Source organism: Rhizobium sp. SU303 (assembly GCF_021052345.1).
GTDB classification, from domain to species: Bacteria; Pseudomonadota; Alphaproteobacteria; order Rhizobiales; family Rhizobiaceae; genus Rhizobium; species Rhizobium laguerreae.
Map to the genome: position 1 here is coordinate 2,605,845 of NZ_CP088095.1, position 18,559 is coordinate 2,624,403.

General features: G+C 61.3%; 19 protein-coding genes and 2 pseudogenes. 14 read left to right on the forward strand and 7 right to left on the reverse strand.

The window, feature by feature from the left end; genetic code table 11:
* Nucleotides 1-115 precede the first annotated feature (115 nt).
* Nucleotides 116-373: a hypothetical protein gene (locus RlegSU303_RS13020; RefSeq protein WP_131720142.1), complete on the reverse strand. Its 258-nt coding sequence runs from the start codon at nucleotides 371-373 to the stop codon at nucleotides 116-118.
* A 146-nt stretch (nucleotides 374-519) separates the two neighbouring features.
* Between RlegSU303_RS13020 and RlegSU303_RS13025 the strand changes: the two genes are divergently transcribed.
* The 7 genes from RlegSU303_RS13025 to RlegSU303_RS13055 all read left to right on the forward strand — a co-directional run bounded on the left by RlegSU303_RS13025 (nucleotide 520) and on the right by RlegSU303_RS13055 (nucleotide 9,310).
* Nucleotides 520-2,337, forward strand: a complete 1,818-nt coding sequence (locus tag RlegSU303_RS13025; RefSeq protein ID WP_131645347.1) for an adenylate cyclase — start codon at nucleotides 520-522, stop codon at nucleotides 2,335-2,337.
* A gap of 299 nt (nucleotides 2,338-2,636) precedes the next feature.
* Nucleotides 2,637-3,896 carry an alpha/beta hydrolase gene (locus RlegSU303_RS13030; RefSeq protein ID WP_205928088.1) on the forward strand — a complete coding sequence of 420 codons (1,260 nt, stop codon included), beginning with the start codon at nucleotides 2,637-2,639 and terminating at the stop codon, nucleotides 3,894-3,896.
* A gap of 50 nt (nucleotides 3,897-3,946) precedes the next feature.
* Nucleotides 3,947-6,103, forward strand: coding sequence for a mechanosensitive ion channel family protein (locus RlegSU303_RS13035; RefSeq protein ID WP_131720144.1), 2,157 nt, complete (start codon nucleotides 3,947-3,949; stop codon nucleotides 6,101-6,103).
* Between the two features lie 53 nt (nucleotides 6,104-6,156).
* The gene (locus tag RlegSU303_RS13040; RefSeq protein ID WP_077978454.1) at nucleotides 6,157-6,570 is read left to right on the forward strand and encodes a hypothetical protein; all 414 of its coding nucleotides are present in this window, start codon (nucleotides 6,157-6,159) and stop codon (nucleotides 6,568-6,570) included.
* Between the two features lie 107 nt (nucleotides 6,571-6,677).
* Nucleotides 6,678-7,325 (forward strand): MarC family protein, encoded by a 648-nt coding sequence (locus RlegSU303_RS13045; protein WP_131720145.1) that lies wholly within the window; start codon nucleotides 6,678-6,680, stop codon nucleotides 7,323-7,325.
* A 469-nt stretch (nucleotides 7,326-7,794) separates the two neighbouring features.
* Nucleotides 7,795-7,995, forward strand: coding sequence for a hypothetical protein (locus tag RlegSU303_RS13050; protein ID WP_026157393.1), 201 nt, complete (start codon nucleotides 7,795-7,797; stop codon nucleotides 7,993-7,995).
* Between the two features lie 295 nt (nucleotides 7,996-8,290).
* Nucleotides 8,291-9,310 carry a GlxA family transcriptional regulator gene (locus RlegSU303_RS13055; RefSeq protein WP_003540607.1) on the forward strand — a complete coding sequence of 340 codons (1,020 nt, stop codon included), beginning with the start codon at nucleotides 8,291-8,293 and terminating at the stop codon, nucleotides 9,308-9,310.
* Between the two features lie 69 nt (nucleotides 9,311-9,379).
* Here RlegSU303_RS13055 and RlegSU303_RS13060 read toward each other — a convergent pair whose 3' ends face one another.
* The 4 genes and pseudogenes from RlegSU303_RS13060 to RlegSU303_RS13075 form a co-directional block, all read right to left on the reverse strand.
* Nucleotides 9,380-9,697, reverse strand: coding sequence for a hypothetical protein (locus RlegSU303_RS13060; RefSeq protein ID WP_131629074.1), 318 nt, complete (start codon nucleotides 9,695-9,697; stop codon nucleotides 9,380-9,382).
* A 283-nt stretch (nucleotides 9,698-9,980) separates the two neighbouring features.
* Nucleotides 9,981-10,100, reverse strand: a pseudogene (locus RlegSU303_RS13065) (glutaredoxin); the annotation flags it as partial.
* 31 nt (nucleotides 10,101-10,131) lie between these two features.
* The gene (locus tag RlegSU303_RS13070) at nucleotides 10,132-11,463 is read right to left on the reverse strand and encodes a diguanylate cyclase (RefSeq protein WP_131720146.1); all 1,332 of its coding nucleotides are present in this window, start codon (nucleotides 11,461-11,463) and stop codon (nucleotides 10,132-10,134) included.
* Nucleotides 11,464-11,649: 186 nt separating this feature from the next.
* A complete protein-coding gene (locus tag RlegSU303_RS13075) occupies nucleotides 11,650-12,480 on the reverse strand; it encodes a response regulator (protein ID WP_032991940.1) in 831 nt (276 codons plus the stop codon).
* 403 nt (nucleotides 12,481-12,883) lie between these two features.
* Here RlegSU303_RS13075 and RlegSU303_RS13080 point away from each other — a divergent pair, with 403 nt between their 5' ends.
* Nucleotides 12,884-13,867 (forward strand): squalene cyclase, encoded by a 984-nt coding sequence (locus RlegSU303_RS13080; RefSeq protein ID WP_131619728.1) that lies wholly within the window; start codon nucleotides 12,884-12,886, stop codon nucleotides 13,865-13,867.
* Here the strand turns inward: RlegSU303_RS13080 and RlegSU303_RS13085 are convergent.
* Both RlegSU303_RS13085 and RlegSU303_RS13090 read right to left on the reverse strand, forming a co-directional pair.
* Nucleotides 13,853-14,047, reverse strand: a pseudogene (locus tag RlegSU303_RS13085) (TetR/AcrR family transcriptional regulator); the annotation flags it as partial. The gene RlegSU303_RS13080 and the pseudogene RlegSU303_RS13085 overlap by 15 nt on opposite strands.
* A gap of 6 nt (nucleotides 14,048-14,053) precedes the next feature.
* On the reverse strand, nucleotides 14,054-14,578 hold the full coding sequence (locus tag RlegSU303_RS13090) for a DUF6428 family protein (protein ID WP_131619727.1): 525 nt from the start codon (nucleotides 14,576-14,578) through the stop codon (nucleotides 14,054-14,056).
* 42 nt (nucleotides 14,579-14,620) lie between these two features.
* On the opposite strand from RlegSU303_RS13090, the gene RlegSU303_RS13095 reads away from it, so the two are divergent.
* From RlegSU303_RS13095 to arsK, 6 genes are read left to right on the forward strand one after another with little or no spacing between them, the layout of a single operon-like run.
* On the forward strand, nucleotides 14,621-14,977 hold the full coding sequence (locus RlegSU303_RS13095; RefSeq protein WP_131619726.1) for an ArsR/SmtB family transcription factor: 357 nt from the start codon (nucleotides 14,621-14,623) through the stop codon (nucleotides 14,975-14,977).
* Nucleotides 14,974-15,504, forward strand: a complete 531-nt coding sequence (locus RlegSU303_RS13100) for an arsenate reductase ArsC (protein WP_027668368.1) — start codon at nucleotides 14,974-14,976, stop codon at nucleotides 15,502-15,504. The genes RlegSU303_RS13095 and RlegSU303_RS13100 overlap by 4 nt, the downstream gene beginning before the upstream one ends.
* Complete coding sequence (locus tag RlegSU303_RS13105; RefSeq protein WP_094085709.1) at nucleotides 15,504-16,199, forward strand: MIP/aquaporin family protein; 696 nt, start codon at nucleotides 15,504-15,506, stop codon at nucleotides 16,197-16,199. Before RlegSU303_RS13100 ends, RlegSU303_RS13105 begins: the two co-directional genes overlap by 1 nt.
* Nucleotides 16,196-16,618: an arsenate reductase (glutaredoxin) gene (arsC, locus tag RlegSU303_RS13110; protein ID WP_094085708.1), complete on the forward strand. Its 423-nt coding sequence runs from the start codon at nucleotides 16,196-16,198 to the stop codon at nucleotides 16,616-16,618. The genes RlegSU303_RS13105 and arsC overlap by 4 nt, the downstream gene beginning before the upstream one ends.
* Entirely contained in the window at nucleotides 16,593-17,318 is a 726-nt protein-coding gene (arsH, locus tag RlegSU303_RS13115; RefSeq protein ID WP_165504122.1) for an arsenical resistance protein ArsH, read from the forward strand. The genes arsC and arsH overlap by 26 nt, the downstream gene beginning before the upstream one ends.
* Nucleotides 17,315-18,550 carry an arsenite efflux MFS transporter ArsK gene (arsK, locus tag RlegSU303_RS13120; protein WP_094085707.1) on the forward strand — a complete coding sequence of 412 codons (1,236 nt, stop codon included), beginning with the start codon at nucleotides 17,315-17,317 and terminating at the stop codon, nucleotides 18,548-18,550. The genes arsH and arsK overlap by 4 nt, the downstream gene beginning before the upstream one ends.
* Nucleotides 18,551-18,559: the final 9 nt, after the last annotated feature.

Genomic DNA, 18,559 nt, shown 5'->3' on the forward strand with positions numbered 1-18,559 from the left:
GCGCAAAGTTCAGCGCTGGATGTGTGTCGCGATGGTCGTTACCGGGCGATGGAACGCAAGTAGGTAACCGTAACATACGCCTTGCGATGGCTTGTCGCCGGCCTGGTCGCACGCATCAGCGAGCCGTTGGCGGTACCGAGGCGTCAAGCGCGCCCTCTATCTCCTTGGCGAGTTCTGCGATCAGCTCCTGGTATTCGACGACGCGCTCGTCGCGTTTCGGATCGGTCGAGACGTTCCATTTCTGCAGCGCCGATTGGGCGTCGGCAAAGTCCCTGCAGATTTCCCGAAAGTCCTCACTGCGGGCAGAGAGATCGTCGATCGCCTTGATCCTGGCTGGAAACTGCCGACGGACTGCGGTCACGCCTTCGTCCATGGTCCACTCCTTACCGGCATTCGAGACGTCGCCACTGCAACGTGTGCCAGATCCCGATCTTCATGGACGACGATCGGTTCGTGGAGTATGTTACCGTAACATACGGTCTGGCAGTGATGTGACTCCACGGGGGATTGGGGACAGACATGCAGACATCGATACCAGCAGAGGGGTCTGCTGCATCCATTTCTTCAAGGCCGGCGCCTCAAGCCGACGATATCAGCGAGCAACTGGAACGTGTCGTCTCCAGCCCTGAATTTCCAGGCGTCGGTCGCGCGGCAGCGTTTCTCCGCTATGTCGTCTCGGAAACCCTCGAGGGTCGGGGCAACCGGATCAAAGCCTATTCGATCGCGATCGAGGTGTTTGGCCGGGATCCCGGCTTCACCCAGGACGACCCGGTGGTCAGGATCGAGGCCGGACGGCTGCGGCGCTCGCTCGAGCGCTATTATCTCGTCGCCGGGCAGCATGACCCGGTCAGGATCGACATTCCCAAAGGCGGGTATGTTCCAACCTTCGCCTGGTCCTGTCCGGCATCAGTCGACATTGGAGACGAAGACGCTGGCGAAACATCACCCTCCGAGGTTCGCCCCGGACGCTGGTGGCGCGCAAAGCGGGTCTTGTTGCCGGGTGCTGCTGCGCTCGCTGCAGCTATTTCGCTCTATTGGATCGGGGCGCGGTCTCCCGCTCCGTCGCTCGAACGCGTTGCAAGCCTGTCGCCCGATCGGCCGGCCCTCGTCGTGGCCCCGTTTGCCAATCTCGGCGAAGGGCCGGAGGCGCAGCTGTACACGGCCGGCTTGACTGAAGAGCTGATGACCATCCTGCCACGGTTCAAGGAGATCAAGGTCTTCGGCCGCGAAACGTCCAAGTCCCTCCCAGTGGATGTGGGCGCATCGGAGATCCGGGCCGAATTCGGCGCACATTATCTCCTTGCCGGCGGGGTACGCATGTCGGGCAAGCGCCTTCGTGTGACGGCCAGATTGCTCGATACGTCGGACGGCGAAATCCTCTGGTCGGAGAACTATGACAATGATCTCGCATCGGGAGACCTGTTTGCGATCCAGACGGATGTCGCCAGAAAGGTCGCGACCGCCATCGCCCAGCCCTATGGGGTCATGGCACAGATCGACTCCGCCGGTCCACCGCCTGATGATCTCGGTGCGTATGAGTGCACGTTGCGCTTCTATGCCTATCGTTCGGAACTGAGCGCCGAAGCGCATGCGCGCGTCCGGGATTGTCTCGAGGCTGCGGTTGCGCGGTTTCCGAGCTATGCGACCGCCTGGGCAATGCTGTCGATCGTCTATCTCGATGAGGACCGGTACAAGTTCAATCCGACACCAGGCCAGGATACAGCCATACAGCGGGCGCTCGATGCCGCCAGGCGCGCAACGCAGATCGATCCGAACAATACGCGCGGGCTTCAAGCACTGATGACGGCGCTATTCTTCGACAGGCAGCTCGCTGAATCACTGCGTGTGGGCGAGCAGGCGCTCGCCACGAACCCCAACGACACCGAACTGATGGGCGAGTTCGGAACCCGACTTGCGATCGCTGGCCAGTGGCAGCGCGGAGCAACCCTGCTGGACCAGGCCATCGCGCTCAATCCGGGCAGCGGCGGCTTCTACCACGGAACGCGAGCCCTGGCCGCCTATATGCTCCGCGACAACCACACCGCCGTGCTGGAGATCAGGCAGGCGAACATGCAGAAGTTCCCTCTCTTCCATGTTGTCGCCGCCATCATCTACGCGGAGGCTGGCATGATGGACGACGCCCGCCGGGAAGGACAGGTGTTCGTCAGCATGCGACCTGACTTCCTGCCGAACATTGTAACGGAACTCGCAATGCGCAACATGCAGCCCGAAGATCGCGATCGTCTGATCGAAGGACTACGCAAGGCGGGGATGACGGTGCCTGATCCCGATGCAATCGCGTCGACCGCCGCCACCTCGGACCTGCAACCCCGCTGATACTATCTTCCCGACCGTAACATACCCGATCATACGGGCACGCCATCTCGTCTTCGCATAGTCTGACCTCAGTGCCGACTTCGACCGCCGCGGCGTGCGGCGTCGAGGCCTGTACGAACTTGACACGGCTATGAGGAACGCCAGTGAGCACAGTAAAATGTCGTGACGGCCGAATTCAACCAAGCCTTTCCCTAGCGCAATTCCAGCAAAAGTGCGCAGCGGTTTTGCGTCCGGAATTGCGTGAAAACAAAAAGACAGAGCATTTCCGTGGCTCGGAGAAACCAGGAAATGCTCTGGGTTTGAAATGGATCTCGGCTCTGCTGCTCGTCTGCGCATTGGCCGGATGCGGAGGCCACCCGAAGAACGTCCTCATCCCGGTTGCCGATAGCGCGCCGAACGCCACCAAGGTCGACATGCTCGTGACCACGACGCGCAGCCGCTCCACCATCCAAGGCGAAATGTTCACAGGCGAGCGCGCACTCGCCCCAGCCTTTGCCGACATCACCGTATCCATCCCGCCTGCAAACGTCCGCAAGATCGGCGAAGTCGCCTGGCCGAGAAGACTTCCATCCAATCCGGCCACCGACTTCGCAACCTTGAAAGCCGAGGAGATCACGCGCGACGACGCAAAGAAATGGCTGAGCGCCTCAGTCAGGAAGAGCCGCGACCGCAGCGTGCTGGTATTCATCCACGGCTTCAACAACCGCTTCGAAGACTCGGTCTATCGCTTCGCCCAGATCGTCAAGGATTCCGGCGTCCACAGCGCGCCCGTGCTGGTAACATGGCCGTCGCGCGGCAGTCTGCTCGCCTATGGCTATGACAGGGAGAGCACCAACTATACGCGCAACGCATTGGAGACGCTCTTCCAGTATCTCGCGAGGGATCCAGAGGTGAAGGAAGTCTCCATCCTCGCGCATTCCATGGGCAACTGGCTGGCGTTGGAAGCGCTTCGCCAGATGGCGATCCGCAACGGCCGCCTCCCTGCCAAGTTCAAGAATGTCATGCTGGCCTCGCCCGACGTGGATGTCGATGTTTTCCGCCAGCAGATCGTCGACATGGGCAAGCAGCATCCGAATTTCACCTTGTTCGTTTCGCGAGACGATCGCGCGCTCGCGGTATCGCGCAGGGTATGGGGCGACGTCGCCAGACTCGGCGCCATCGATCCCGAGCAGGCCCCCTACAAGAAGGAACTGGCCGACAACCAGATCACGGTCATCGACCTCACCAAGGTCAAGGCGGGCGACAGGCTGAACCACGGAAAATTCGCGGAATCGCCCGAGGTCGTTCAGCTTATCGGCGCGCGGATTTCCGACGGCCAGACGCTGACCGACAGCAAGGTCGGGCTCGGGGACAAGATCCTCGCCGCGACAACGAGCACAGCGGCGGCGGCGGGTAGTGCCGCCGGCCTGATCCTTGCCGCCCCGGTCGCCGTCGTCGATGCCGACACCAGAGATAATTACGCCGGCCAGGTCAGCGGCCTCACGGGTCCCGTGGGTACGCGACCGAAGGCGTCCGAGTGCACTGCCGCGGGCCGATCGAAGGAGACATGCAGGCAATAGCGCTTCAGCAACCGGCAGACGCAACAGCTTCATCGAGATCAGGATAGACGATGCCTTTACTTTCCAAGATCCGCATGGTCAGGCCGCTTCTCATCGGGGCCACCCTGGTATCCATTCTCCTTTGTGCCTCCATTGCCGTGGCGCAGAGCACGACGCCTGCGAGCCCGCAGTCTGAAAGTGTCCAGCGCTTTATCGGCATGTTCTCGGATCCGGATGTCCAGCGCTTCCTGCAGCAGCAATCGGAAGCAGCCAAGGCCGTGACCGAACCGCCTGTCGCAACGCCGAACGGCGACCCTTCATTTTCGGAATTTGCGATGCGGTTCCGTGTCCACGCTTCCGGCCTTCTGGGGGCTATCCAGTCCTTTCCGTCGGAGACGATGCGTGGTGCGGCCATACTCGACCAGGACATCCAGGCGAGCGGCGGGACGCGGCCGATCTTCCTGGTCGCTGCCTTCGTCGCCGTCGGGCTGGCTGCGCAATGGCTGTTTTGGTGGATCAGCGCCGGCTGGCGCTCCTGGATGACACGCGCGCCCTTCGCGACGGTTCGCCAGAGGGTGATCGCACTGGCTGCGAGGCTTCTGTGGGCGGCATGTTTCGTTCTGTCGTTCGGCCTCGGCAGCATCGGCTTCTTCCTCTTGTTCCAATGGCCGCCGGTCGTTCGGGAAATCGTCGTCGGTTACCTCTTTGCGATCGTGGTCTTCCGTCTGGCGAGCGCGCTTTTCGACGTGCTTCTGGCGCCGCGAGCAGAGGAAGAAGGCCGGTTTCGTGTCGTACCGATTACGAGGGATGCCGCCGGCCACTGGGCGAAACGCCTCGGCTATCTCGTCGGCTGGTATGCCTTTGGCTGGGTGACCATCCGCCTGCTCGGCACACTCGGTTTTTCCGTCCCGGCCCGGCAACTCGTGGCCTATGCCCTCGGCCTCGTGCTGCTCGTCATCGGCATCGAAGCCGTCTGGAGACGTCCGTCCGGATTGACGGCCGGCCAGGCGAGCCGCATCGGCCTGCGGGCGCGGAACTGGCTCTGGACAGTCTACTTCGTTGCCGTCTGGCTGCTGTGGGTGGTGGGAGCGATGAGGCTGTTCTGGATCGCGGTGGTCTGTGCGGCACTGCCCGGCGCTATCGCCCTTACCAAGGCGTCGGTCGACAATATCCTGCGCTCTTCCGAGGACGAAGAGGACGGCCATAAGAAAGGCACCGTCGTTTCGGTGATCGTCGAGCGCGGCATCAGGGCGGCACTGATCGTCGGCGCCATCATCCTGCTGGCGAACGCCCTGGATATCAGGCTGACGCAGATGACGATGCAGGATTCGCCGCTTCTGCGCCTCGTGCGCGGCCTCCTCAGCGCCGGCATCATTCTGCTCGTCGTCGACCTCGCCTGGAGCGTTGTGAAAGTGCTGATCGATCGCAAGCTCGGCGACACCGAAACCGTCCTCGAAGTCGGCAGCGAGCGGGAGCGGCGGCGCACACGTCTCAGAACCCTGCTGCCGATCCTTCGCAATTTCCTCATGATCCTCTTCGTCGCCGTCGCGATCATGATGGCACTGTCGTCGCTCGGCGTAGAGATCGGCCCATTGATCGCCGGCGCCGGCGTTGTCGGCGTTGCGATCGGTTTCGGCGCACAGACTGTGGTCAAGGACGTGATCAGCGGGATGTTCTACCTGCTCGACGACGCTTTCCGGGTGGGCGAATATATCCAGAGCGGCAGCTACAAGGGCACCGTCGAATCCTTCAGCCTGCGATCGATCAAGCTCAGGCACCACCGCGGCGCGGTCTATATCGTCCCCTTCAGCGAGCTCGGTGCCGTGCAGAACATGAGCCGCGACTGGGTCATCGAGAAGATGACGATCACCATCACCTATGATTCCGACATCGAGAAGGCTCGCAAGATCATCAAGAAGATCGGCCTGGAGCTGTTCGAGGATCCGGAGTTCAAGCCGACGACGATCGAGCCGCTGAAGATGCAGGGGATCGACAGCCTGGGCGACTCCGGCCTGCTCCTGCGGATGAAGGTCATGACCCTTCCCGGCCAGCAGTTCACGCTGAAGCGTCGGGCTCTGCGGATGATCCATCAGGCGTTCAACGAAAACGGCATCAAGCTCGCCGTGCCGACCGTTCAGGTCTCGGGCGGCAAGGACGACGCTGTTGCAGCCGCTGCGCAGCAGACGCTCGCAGCACAGAACGCAGCCGCCGCCGCAAACCCGGCCTGAGGGCCGAAACCCTTCAGGCCATAAACAAGACACGAGCAATGGGAGCAAATGAAATGAAGATCCTGGTCATCCTATCGCACATGCTTTCGACACTTGCCGTGCTGATGATGGTCTGCGCACCCCTTCTCGTTCCGGCGACGGCCGAAGCCGCACGCCGCGGCGTGGCGGCCTGCGGCCCGAGAGGCTGCGGTGCTGCGGCCTGCGGGCCGCGCGGATGCGCTGCAGTCGGACGCGCCCGTCCGGCATACCGCCCTGCCGTTCGCCCGCCCGTCCGGCGCGGCGTCGTGGTCGTCGCCCCTCGCCGCTACTGGCGTCCGGGCACCGCCATCGCCGCGGGTGCTGCCATCGGCTTCGTCGCCGGAGCTGCTGCCGTTTCATTGGCAGGTACGCCGCCGCAGTCTGGTCAATGCTGGTACTACACCTCGCCCGCCAAGACGACGGGTTTCTGGGACGTATGCCCGCGCTGAGCGGCTCGCAGAAAGACTGGCGAGTCCGTTCGGTTCTCTTCTTCACCACCCTCCCCAAAGTGGGGAGGCCTCGATTTTCGCGTCACAAATTCTAGAGGGTACGTTCCATGGATTTCACAGTTATCGATGCCGCACTCGTCGGAAAACTTCTGCTGCTGCTTCTGATCGGCCTCGGGCCGAAGATCGCTCTGGTGCCGTTTCTGGAAAAGACCCACGCCTTCGATACCGAAACCAAAGTGCGCATCGGCCGCAAGATGGTTCTCATCGCCGTCGTCACGGCGCTGATCCTTTTCGCCACCGGCGCTCTGCTGATGCGGCTTCTCCACATCACGGGTGGCGCGGTCGCCGTCGCCGGCGGCATCATCCTCGCGCTGATCGCCATCAAGATGGCATCAGGACCAACGGAGAAGCCGCATGACGACATTGCGGCGCCCGTCGATCCAGATAAGCTGGCCGTATTTCCGCTTGCGGTCCCTTACCTGCTCAATCCTGTCGGCATTACGGTCATCATCATCGCCTCCGGCGAAGTCGTCTCGATCGCCAGCGCGATACTCGTGATCGGCCTGATCCTGATCGTCGGCGCATTCGACTATCTGGTGTTCACCAACATCGACAAGCTCGCCAAGCGTATGAAGCCCGTCACCATGATCGTCTCGGAGGTCGTTTTCGGCATTCTGCTGACCGCAGTCGCAGTCCAGCTGATCGTCGTCGGGCTTGGCAATCTCGGGATCATCACCCCGGCCGCTGCACACTAGGACGGGGTGATTTCAGGTCCGTTGATACAATGATGCTACTGCGTCGATCTGGCCTTCGCGGCCTCGACGTGCAGCGGCATGAGACTCTGGACCCCAGTGCAGCCGGTCGACCATGGCGCCGATGTCGAAGTGCTTTGCCGCCCCTGCACGACCGGCATTCGCTCAGCAACGCAACGACAATGATCGCCTAATCATTCAAAAAGGGATTTCACCCTCTAAGCTGGCTTCTCCCAGGGGTGCAGATTTGTGATTCCCTTGCGCCAAAAGCCTGGGGATCAAGACCGTCGCAGCCCCGCACATCCCCTCACAGGCCGGTCAGTCGGCTCACCGCCATCATTCAATATCTCTGATGTTATCCATAAGTTCTATTCGTTTGAATGATGAGTTCCTAGGGCCCATATTGTGATCATGGACATGGACGAACCTCCCAATGATGACCATGCCCCTGACCCTAGAAAGGAACCGGAAAATGACCACGCTCACCTATCGCGGTGGTGGTAAGTCCCTCACCTCCAGTGAAAGCCGCTTCGATCTGGCACATTATGCCCGCAAGCTTGTGCTCGCCTGGACGCGCTGGCAGACGGCCCGCGAAATCGAAGCCATGCCCTTCGACATTCGCAAGGACATCGGCTGGCCGAGCACGGACGACAACAAACACCGGACCATGTAATGAATGCGACATTCCTCCCAAGATAAGGGCGGCGCCTGCCTCGTGCAACGCCGCCTTTTTCGTGGCCTGACCATCCGTTCCTTAGCCATTTTCAACATTGAATTTCAGTCGCCTATCAGCCTGTCTTCTGCCATGCTCACAGCCATTCCGGCGGTTTGATCGGCCAAATCGCCGCCGATGTCGCATATTTGCTCTTCCCGGCCGCATTTTTCCATGCCACTGTCGCTTTCAGGACATCGGCGCGACGCATTCCGCGCAACGAATGTGTCATCGCCCCTCGAGCATGGATTTCGCTATGAACAGGATGCAGATCAAGAAGCGTTCGGTAGTCTTCTTTATGGTACCGCAATTCACCATGCTGCCCTTTTCGGCAGCCGTGGACACCTTGCGCATCGCCAATCGCATGCTCGGCTATCAGGCCTATACCTGGCGGCTGACCTCCGTCGATGGGGAAAAAGTCTATTCTTCCTGCGGCATCGGCGTCGAGGCAAATTCCTCGCTTGCCGAGGAGCGCCGTCATCTCGGCGGCGAAAACCGGCCGGGCATGGTGCTCGTCTGTTCCGGCATCGATGTCGAGCAGTTCAACAACAAGTCGGTCAATGCCTGGCTGCGTGAATGCTACAATCGCGGTGTCGCCGTCGGCAGCCTCTGTACGGGCGCGCATGTGCTTGCCCAGGCCGGCCTCCTGAACGGCAAGCGCTGCGCCATCCACTGGGAAAACCTGCCGGGCTTTTCGGAAGCCTTCCCGCAGGCGGAGGTCTATGCCGATCTCTACGAGATCGACGGCAATCTCTATACCTGCGCCGGCGGCACCGCCTCGCTCGACATGATGCTGAACCTCGTCGGCGAGGATTTCGGCGAAAGCCTTGTCAACCGTATCTGCGAGCAGCACCTGACCGACCGCGTGCGCAACCCGCACGACCGCCAGCGTCTGCCGCTGCGCGCCCGCCTCGGCGTGCAGAACGCCAAGGTGCTGTCGATTATCGAGCTGATGGAAGGCAATCTCGCCGAACCGCTGTCGCTGATCGAGATCGCCGACGGCGCCGGCCTCTCACGCCGCCAGATCGAGCGGCTGTTCCGCCAGGAGATGGGCCGCTCGCCAGCCCGCTACTATCTGGAAATCCGCCTCGACCGTGCGCGCCACCTTCTGGTGCAGTCCTCGATGCCCGTCGTCGAGGTTGCCGTCGCCTGCGGCTTCGTCTCGGCCTCGCATTTCTCCAAGTGTTATCGCGAACTCTACCATCGCTCGCCGCAGCAGGAGCGCGCCGAGCGCAAGATGACCATGGCGACGGCAAGGCAGGCGGTCGCAGCCTGAGACATTGAGAAAGGCCGTCGCAGCCGCGGCCAGTTTGACCAAGTAACGGTCCAGCGGCAGCAAAAATCGTCACTTCGGTTGTTGCTGCCCGGGTAGATTGTCAGGCCGAATGACCGGTGTCTTACCTTCCTCAGGCGCGGGCTGGCTGAATTCGCTGTCCCCGGTCGGGGGCGGCTTCAGCACACCGTGGCAATCGTCCATCTTTTGCGACAGCGAACCGCCCTTGGCCGCCTTCCCGGCGTCTCCGGTTGCCGACTGATTGTTCTGATCTGCAGGCGATGCAGTGCAACGTTCCGAGTCGGTAGCCGGTTGTTCTGTTGCCTGTCCAACAGCGTTTGAACTCGAAAATGCGACCATCGCAAAGATCAATGCAGCTTGGATTCGCATTGACTTTTCCTTTCACAGTCTCGCCGCAAGCGCATCCAAACCCCACGAGAATGCACGGAAGTTCCGCCTGTCGCTCGTTCATTTCTAGCCGTCTCGCAGCCAAAGGGCACCGGCACTACGCTCATGGGATAGCGAAAATGCTGACGGCGCCGTGTTGGCTGGGCTCGAAGAGCGTACAGCTTCAGCCTCTAGCGCTCCTCCGTTTTTCGGTTGAATCTACTGAACCTGCGGCTCAGGCATTTGTTCCACGGCGACGCGCTGGAATCTGACTGGAACGTCTGGTTCACAACAGGGACCTGACCGATCCCCATACTGCCATCGCCATCGTCAACAGGTTTTCGGAAACAAGGCCCAACGGAACGCCACCGGCACCGCCGACGCAGGCGAATTTCAGCTCGCGTTTTCGAGAGAAGCTAACTGAGATGAGGCGCCCGCTATTGCGCCGCCTCTTCCGTCATCCTGGCGTCGGAATAGACCTGGTTGCGGCCCCTGTGCTTGGCCATGTAGAGAAACTGGTCGGCGGCGTTGAGGTAGTTCTCGAAGGTTTCGTAACCGGCGATTTCGGCGATGCCGATCGAAATCGTGACGCCGAGTTCCTCGTCGTCGGCCGTGACCTTCAGCCGCGAAATGTCCGAGCGGATCTCGTCACAGAGCTTGGTCGCGGCTGCCGAATCCATCTGCGGGAAGAGGATGGCGAATTCCTCGCCCCCGAGGCGCGATAGGAGATTGTCGCTGCCCTCGAAGATCGTAAAGAGCCTGTTTGCGACAGCCTTCAGCACCTTGTCGCCAATCTCGTGGCCATAGGTGTCGTTCAGTCGCTTGAAATGATCGATATCGAGAATGGCGACGGAGCTCGGCACCTTCAGCCGCAGGCACTCGTTCACCAGCTTCGGGCCGTTGTCGTAGAAATAGCGGCGATTATAGAGGCCTGTCAGGTAGTCGCAGGCCGCCGCTGCCCGGAGTTGCCGCATCTGCGCCAGCGTTTCGGCATTGTTGGCGATGCGGCATTGCAGTTCCTCGGCAACGAAGGGTCGGTAGACGAAATCGCTGGCGCCGGCCTTCAAAAAACTTGCCGAAAGCATGCGGTCGTTGGAGGAGGAAACGCCGATGACGCGTAGCCGGTCCGAACCGAACCGATGGCGGATGCGCCGCGTCAGCTCGTAGCCGCTCATATCGGGCATGTGGTGATCGGTGACGACGAGTTCGATATCGCTGTAGGCCTCGAGCGCTGCCAGCGCCTCGAGCCCCGAATTTGCCTCGACGACGAGATATTGTTGTGCCTTCAGGAGGTCGACAAGCACTTGGCGCGCCGAGACGACATCGTCGACAACGAGCACCCGCGTCTTGCGGTTGGAGATCGCCCGCCGGACGGTAGCTACCAGATTGTCGAGCGCGAATTCATTGTCTTTCAGTACGTAATCGATGACATTGCGCTCCATGATCTTGTTGCGCGTGTTGAGATCGAATGTCGCGGTGAAGACGATCGCCGGGATATCATGCTCGATCGTGCAGTCGAGCGCTTCGCCATAGGGCGAATCCGGCAGGTTGAGATCGACGACGGCCATGGTGTAGCCGTGAGCGTCGTCGGCAAGTTCCTTGCGAAGAGCCTTCAGCGACGGGCAGGATTTGACGGCAAGGCCGAGCTCCGTCTGAAACCGGTGGCAGAGCACGGCGGAAAACATCCGGGAATCTTCAACCAGAAGTATTTTGAGTCCGCCCGAGCGTAACCCGATGCCATCCCGCTGAAAATCTGGTTGAAAAGCCACAGCCGCTACTCCCCCATGCGTCTGACGGGCGCGAGTCGGCCCTCTCCCCGGCGGGGACGATAACCGAGAGGCCTTTGCGCGTGAAGGGGACAAACAACGGCGACATTACCTGAAATTGCAAAAATTCGAAGACTGTCCCCGGCCGTCATTTCTGCTCCCCTGGCGATACCGATGCTGGAAGGGCTGTCAGGCAACCGCCCGCTCCTTACGCATCGATTGAATTTGCAGCAGCGTATCGAGGTTCTGGTTGACGCGGCAGTAGAACTCTTCGTCGATGAAGGGACGCAGCATGAAATCATTGCCGCCGGCCTTCAGGAAACGTGCCGAAAGCAGCCGGTTCGACGAAGAGGAAACACCGATGATGCGCAGCTCGTGCGAGCCAATATTGGCGCGGATGCGCCGCGTCAGCTCGAAGCCGTCGATGTCGGGCATATTGTAGTCGGTGATGACAAGGCCAATATCGCGGTTGGCCTTCAGGATCTCCAGCGCCTTGCCGCCGCTCTCGGCGACGCTGACCCGGAAATTGTAGCGCTTCAACCGGCTCGACAGCAGGGCGCGCGCAGTCGCACTATCGTCGACGATCAGCACGTGGTGGCGATGATTGGTGAGGAAGCGGCAGATCGATTCCGCCAGCAGGTCGACGGCGAAGATGTTGTCCTTGAGGATATAGTCGACAATATCCTTGGCCATCAGCTTGTCGCGCATGTTTTCATGGAAGGTGCCGGTGAAGACGATTGTGGGTATGGAGAGATCGACCAGATATTCGAGCGCTTCGCCGTTTTCGGCGCCGGGCAGGTTGATGTTCGAGATCGCCAGCGTGATCGGATCGGAAGATTTGTCGTAGGAAACCTGCAGATCTTCGAAGCTGCGGCAGATCTCGACATCGATATCGAACAGCTCTTTGAGGCGTTTGCTGATCATCGAGGTGAACACGTTGGAATCTTCCGCGACAAGAATACGCGCGCCGGCAAACATTTCCCCGGAATATTGCATCCCCGAAATACCTAGAAACGCCATAGCAAACCTTTGATGTAAAATCTGTCCCCGGATCAAACCGATACATCGATTGATTTGAATAATTATTAATCGGCGCGCCTGGATACAAATGAAGAGGCGGCCCGATGGTGCCACTTCCGATTTCTTTGCAGATATGATTAAGAAGTCAGACGCGAAACGCCGCATTCTCGGCATCGAACGGGCTTTCGCCGATAACCGTCGCATTATAAGTCGAACCGAGGTTCTCAGCTTCGTGCCCTCCTGGGCACAATCCGGCGTAGCATGGCAGGCGCCGGCGAGCGGTTGATGCGGAAACCGAAGGCGCCGTTGGTGACGCGGCCGACGAGCCCATCCGGCTGGCACCGCTCGGCCGAAGCGAATATAAACGAGCCATAGACCCCGACTCCGCCGACAGGTTCGCCTCATGATCCAATCCGACCCGGTGATCGAATGGCTTCTCGACTCCGACCCGTCGATCCGATGGCAGGTGATGCGCGACCTGCTCGACGCCCCGGAGCGGGAATGGATGACTGAGCGGGCCAAAGTCGAGACCGAGGGCTGGGGCGCCAGGCTGCTCTCCTGCCAGGATGAGGACGGGCAATGGGCAGGCGGCGCCTTCCTGCCCGCCGGTTTCGACCCGCACGAGTGGAAGGAGCGTGGCCAGCCGTGGACGGCCACGACCTTCTCGCTGTCGCAATTGCGCGAGTTCGGTCTGGATCCCGCCTGCGATTGCGCCAGGCGCACCGTCAAATTGATAGGCGCCAACGCCCGTTGGGAAGAAGGCGGCCAGCCCTACTGGGAAGGCGAAGTCGAGGAGTGCATCAACGGCCGCACCGTTGCCGATGGCGCCTATTTCGGGATCGACGTCTCGCCCATCGTCGACAGGCTGGCCGGCGAGCGTCTCGACGACGGTGGCTGGAACTGCGAGCGGGCTCGCGGCTCTGTCCGCTCCTCCTTCGCCAGCACCATCAACGTGCTGGAAGGTTTGCTGGAATACGAAAGATCGACCGGCGGCACACATCGGTCTCGAGAGGCGCGCAGGACGGGCGAGGGGTTTCTGCTGGCCCGCAACCTGTTCCGCCGCCTCGGCACCGGCGAGCCAGCCGACGAGCGCTTCCTGCGCCTCCTGCATCCGAACCGCTGGCGCTACGATATTTTGCGCGCGCTCGATTATTTCCGCGCCAGCGCGATCCTGACCGGCGCCGGCCCCGATCCACGCCTCGGCGAAGCAATCGACCACCTTCGTTCCCGGCGCTTGCAGGACGGCAGTTGGCCGCTCGACGAGAGCCCTGCAGGTCGGGTGTGGTTCGAGGTTGATGACGGGCAAGGCAAGCCCTCGCGGTGGCTGACGCTCCGGGCGATGCGGGTGCTCAGATGGTGGGATGCCCAGCCCTCAATCAATGCCTGACGGCAAACCCAGCGTGCGCAGGAAATGCACCTCGATCGCCCGCAGCAATTCGGCACGGGCAGCGGGCGTCTCACCGATGCCGGGCTGATTGACCACCCCGTGCAAGGCGTTGAACAGAAACACCGCCGTAAAGCCGGGATCACCGACCGACCAGGCATTCTCGCCAGCGCCCGATCTTATATGTCCTTATGCACAGCAGCCGGTCGTTGCCGCTGTCGGCCCGCAGCAGGCCGCTGCCTTCCTGTTTTCCTCCGCCAGCCACCGATCGCGCGGTTTGCAGCTTGCAGGCCGCGGAGAAAGCGAGACATGCACGGCGCCGGCCCGGAGAACCGGCATCGCCGCGCAGTAGAGCTGCATCGGCCGGGCGCCATCACTGACTTCGAAGGTGAGCTTCGCCGAACCATCCAGCTGCACATGGTCCGTCACTTTGCGGATAATGGAATAGAATTTGCCGGCTGGCATATGCGTGCGGTCGTCCTCCTCGATGTCCCAGAGCTGGATGAAGATCTCGTTCCAAGCTTCGGGATTGGCGCCGCAATCGAGGCCTGAGAATTTGCCCGCCTTGACCTCGGTGATATGATACCCGGGCTTCACCGGTCGGCCGTCGTAATAGAAAACCAGCGGCGAGTCTCTCTCACCGGCGAGTATGTTCAGCAGCAGGCCAAGGTTGATGTCATCTGCCTGAATTTTGCTGTTGTCGATAACGTTCATTTGCGCTAATCCTCGTTTCAACGATTCAAGGATTATTGAAATATGGATCAACGTCAAGCCCTGATCGCATTCGGCGCGCTTTCGCAGGAGACGCGCCTGCATATCATCCGCATGCTGGTGGTCTCCGGCCCCGATGGCATGGCGGCAGGCGCCATCGCGGAAAAGGCGGAGGTTTCGCCATCGAACATCTCCTTCCACCTGAAGGAGCTCGAACGCTCGGGCCTGATTGCGCAGCAGCGCGAATCCCGCTCGATCATCTACACCGCCAATTACGAGGCGCTGGGCGGCCTGATCCGTTTCCTGATGGAGGATTGCTGCGGTGGAAACCCCGAGATCTGCGCGCCGGCTGCTGCCGTTGCCGCATGCTGTGCACCTGCAACCAAGGAGGAACTGCAATGACCACAGACCGCGTTTACAACGTGCTTTTTCTCTGCACTGCCAATTCATCCCGCTCGATCCTGGCGGAATCCATCCTGGAAACCGAAGGCAAGGGCCGGTTCAAGGCCTATTCGGCCGGCAGCCAGCCGAAGGGTGAGGTCAATCCCTATGCGCTGAAGGAGCTTGCGGCGCAGGGCTATCCCACGACCGGTTTCCGCTCGAAGAGTTGGGACGAGTTCGCCGAACCGGGCGCTCCGGAGATGGACTTCATCTTCACAGTCTGCGACAGCGCCGCCGGAGAGGCCTGCCCGGTCTGGATCGGCCATCCGATGACCGCCCATTGGGGTGTCGAGGATCCCGCTGCCGTCGAGGGCAGCGAAGTCGACAAGGGCCGCGCTTTCGCGCAGGCCGCCCGCTTCCTCAAGAACCGGATCAGCGCCTTTTTGAGCCTGCCTCTTTCCTCGATCGACAAGCTCGCCCTGGAAACGCACCTGCGCCAGATCGGCGCCATGGAAGGCATGTCCACAAAACCGGCGACGGCCGACTGATGGGGCCGTTCGATTTGCCGCGCCGTCTGGTCGCTGAGGCCCTCGGCACCGCCATGCTGGTCGCGACCGTCGTCGGGTCCGGCATTATGGCAACATCGCTGACTGAGGATGTGGGACTTGCCCTGCTCGGCAATACGCTGGCGACCGGCGCCATGCTGGTGGTGCTGATCACCGTTCTCGGGCCGATCTCCGGCGCCCACTTCAATCCGGCAGTCTCGCTGATCTTCGCGATGTCGCGCGTACTGCCGAAGCGCGACGTCGGCGGATATATCCTGGCGCAGATTGCCGGCGGCGTGATTGGGACGATCACCGCCCATCTGATGTTCGACCTGCCGCTGATCGAGCTGTCGAGCAAGGTTCGCACCGGTGGCGCGCAATGGTTTTCCGAAGGCGTTGCGACCTTCGGCCTGGTGGCGGTCATTCTTGCCGGCATCAAGTTCGAGCAGAAGGCGGTGCCGTGGCTGGTCGGGCTCTATATCACCGCCGCCTACTGGTTTACCGCCTCGACCTCGTTCGCCAATCCGGCCGTCGCTTTGGCCCGCTCGCTGACCGACACCTTCTCCGGCATTCGCCCGGTCGATCTTCCAGGCTTCTGGATCGCCGAAATCACAGGCGCGGTCACAGCCCTTTTCCTGTTCACCTGGCTGCTGCAGCCGGGCGCGTCTTCACCCCTGTCGTCAGAGGCAAAACTATGAACGTCACCATCTACCACAACCCGGCATGCGGCACCTCCCGCAACACCCTTGCGATGATCCGCAACGCCGGCATCGAACCTGATATCATCGACTATCTGGAAACCCCGCCGTCACGTGGGGAGCTGGTCAGGATGATCGCCGATGCCGGCCTCACCGTGCGCGATGCCATTCGCCAGAAGGATACACCCTACGCCGAACTCGGCCTCGACAATCCCGATCTGAGCGACGATCAGCTTCTTGACGCGATGCTGAAAGATCCGATCCTGATCAACCGGCCTTTCGTCGTCACCCCTCTCGGTACGCGCCTGTCGCGACCGTCGGAACTTGTCCTCGAAATCCTGCCGGAAACGCATCAGGGCGCCTTCACCAAGGAAGACGGCGAGAAGGTGCTCGATGCCGGAGGCAAGCGCATTGGCTGATCTGCCTGCCGTATCGCCGATGCATCTGCGTCAACCGGATATGGACGCGCTCAGGCCGGCGTTCTCGACGCACAAACCGCGCATCCTGATCCTTTATGGCTCGTTGCGGGCAGTGTCCTACAGCCGCTTCCTCGCACAGGAGGCCGCGCGGCTGCTCGAATATTTCGGTTGCGAAGTTCGCATCTTCAATCCGGAAGGTCTGCCGCTGCCTGATGCGGCGCCGGCGAGCCACCCCAAAGTTGAGGAACTGCGCGAATGGTCGGCATGGTCTGAAGGCCAGGTGTGGGTCAGCCCCGAACGTCATGGCGCGATGACCGGCATCATGAAAGCGCAAATCGACTGGATTCCATTGTCGGTGGGATCCGTCCGGCCGACGCAAGGCAAGACGCTGGCGGTGATGCAGGTCTCCGGCGGCTCCCAGTCCTTCAATGCGGTAAGCCAGCTCCGCATCCTTGGACGATGGATGCGGATGATCGCAATTCCCAATCAGTCCTCGGTTGCCAAAGCTTTCCAAGAATTCGACGCGGACGGCCGTATGAAACCCTCGTCCTATTACGACCGCGTCGTCGACGTCTGCGAGGAACTGGTGAAGTTCACGCTGCTGACCCGTGATGCCTCGAACTATCTGACCGACCGCTACAGCGAGCGGAAGGAAGAAGTCGAAAAGCTCGAACAGCGCGTGAGCCTCAGATCCCTATGACCATCGCCAGCACCGAACGACCGCCGATAGCGGCCATCGCCGCGCTCGGGCTGACGCAGATCATCGGATATGGATCGCTCTATTACAGCTTCAGCATCCTCGCCCCCGACATGGCCCTTGATCTGGGCTGGTCATCGGAATGGATCTTCGGCGCGCTCTCCGCGGCCCTTCTGATCGGCGGTCTGGCCGCACCTCTCATGGGCACGTGGATCGATCGCTTCGGGGCAGGCAGGATCATGACATGGGGTTCGGCGATTGCCGCCGCTGCTCTCGTCGCCTGCGCCTTCGCGCCGGGAAAGATCGCTTTCGTCGCGGCATTGATCGGCATCGAGATCGCCTCGAACCTGGTGCAATATGGCGCAGCCTTCGCCCTGCTCGTGCAGATCAGGCCGCAGGTCGCCCAACGCAGCATCACGTATCTGACCCTGATCGCCGGCTTCGCCTCGACCATCTTCTGGCCGATCACCACGGCGCTGCACGCACATCTCTCATGGCAGAACGTCTATCTGATCTTCGCCGCACTCAATCTCTTGATCTGCCTTCCCCTACATGCCTGGCTCTCCCGTGGCGTCAGGCAAACCAGGAGACGGACCGGCGAGGAGGCCGCAAAACGCGTCGAGCCGAGCCTTCCGCCGTCGGTGCGCAGGCCGGCCTTTATCCTGATGGTGACGGGCTTTGCTTTGGAAAGCTTCGTGAACTCGGCGCTTCTGGTTCACATGGTGCCTGTGATGTCGGCACTCGGCCTCGGTGCCACGGCGGTGGTGGTCGGAACACTCTTCGGTCCGTCCCAGGTGCTGAGCCGCCTCATCACCATGGTCTTTGGCGAGAGCTTGTCGCAAGTGATGCTGGCGATCATCTGCGCCATCCTGCTGCCGACAGCCCTTGTCATCCTCATCGCCACGGCACCCTCGGTGCCGGGCGCGCTGGTCTTCGCCGTCGTCTTCGGCCTCGGCTCGGGCCTTAATAGCATCGTCTACGGAACCTTGCCGCTCGCGCTTTTCGGAAGCGATGGCTACGGCCGGCGGCAAGGACAAATCATGTCGGTCCGTCTCGTCGTCTCCTCGATGGCGCCCTTCGCGCTTGCCTTCCTGATGGGTAATCTCGGCGTATCATGGTCGCTGTCGATCGCTGCATTGCTCAGCACCGTCGCCGTTGCCGCATTCTTCGCCATCATGCGGCTGACGCGCCCGGTAGCCCGGCCGGAAACTGTTCCCAATCCCCGACAAGCTTGAGCGCGTTAA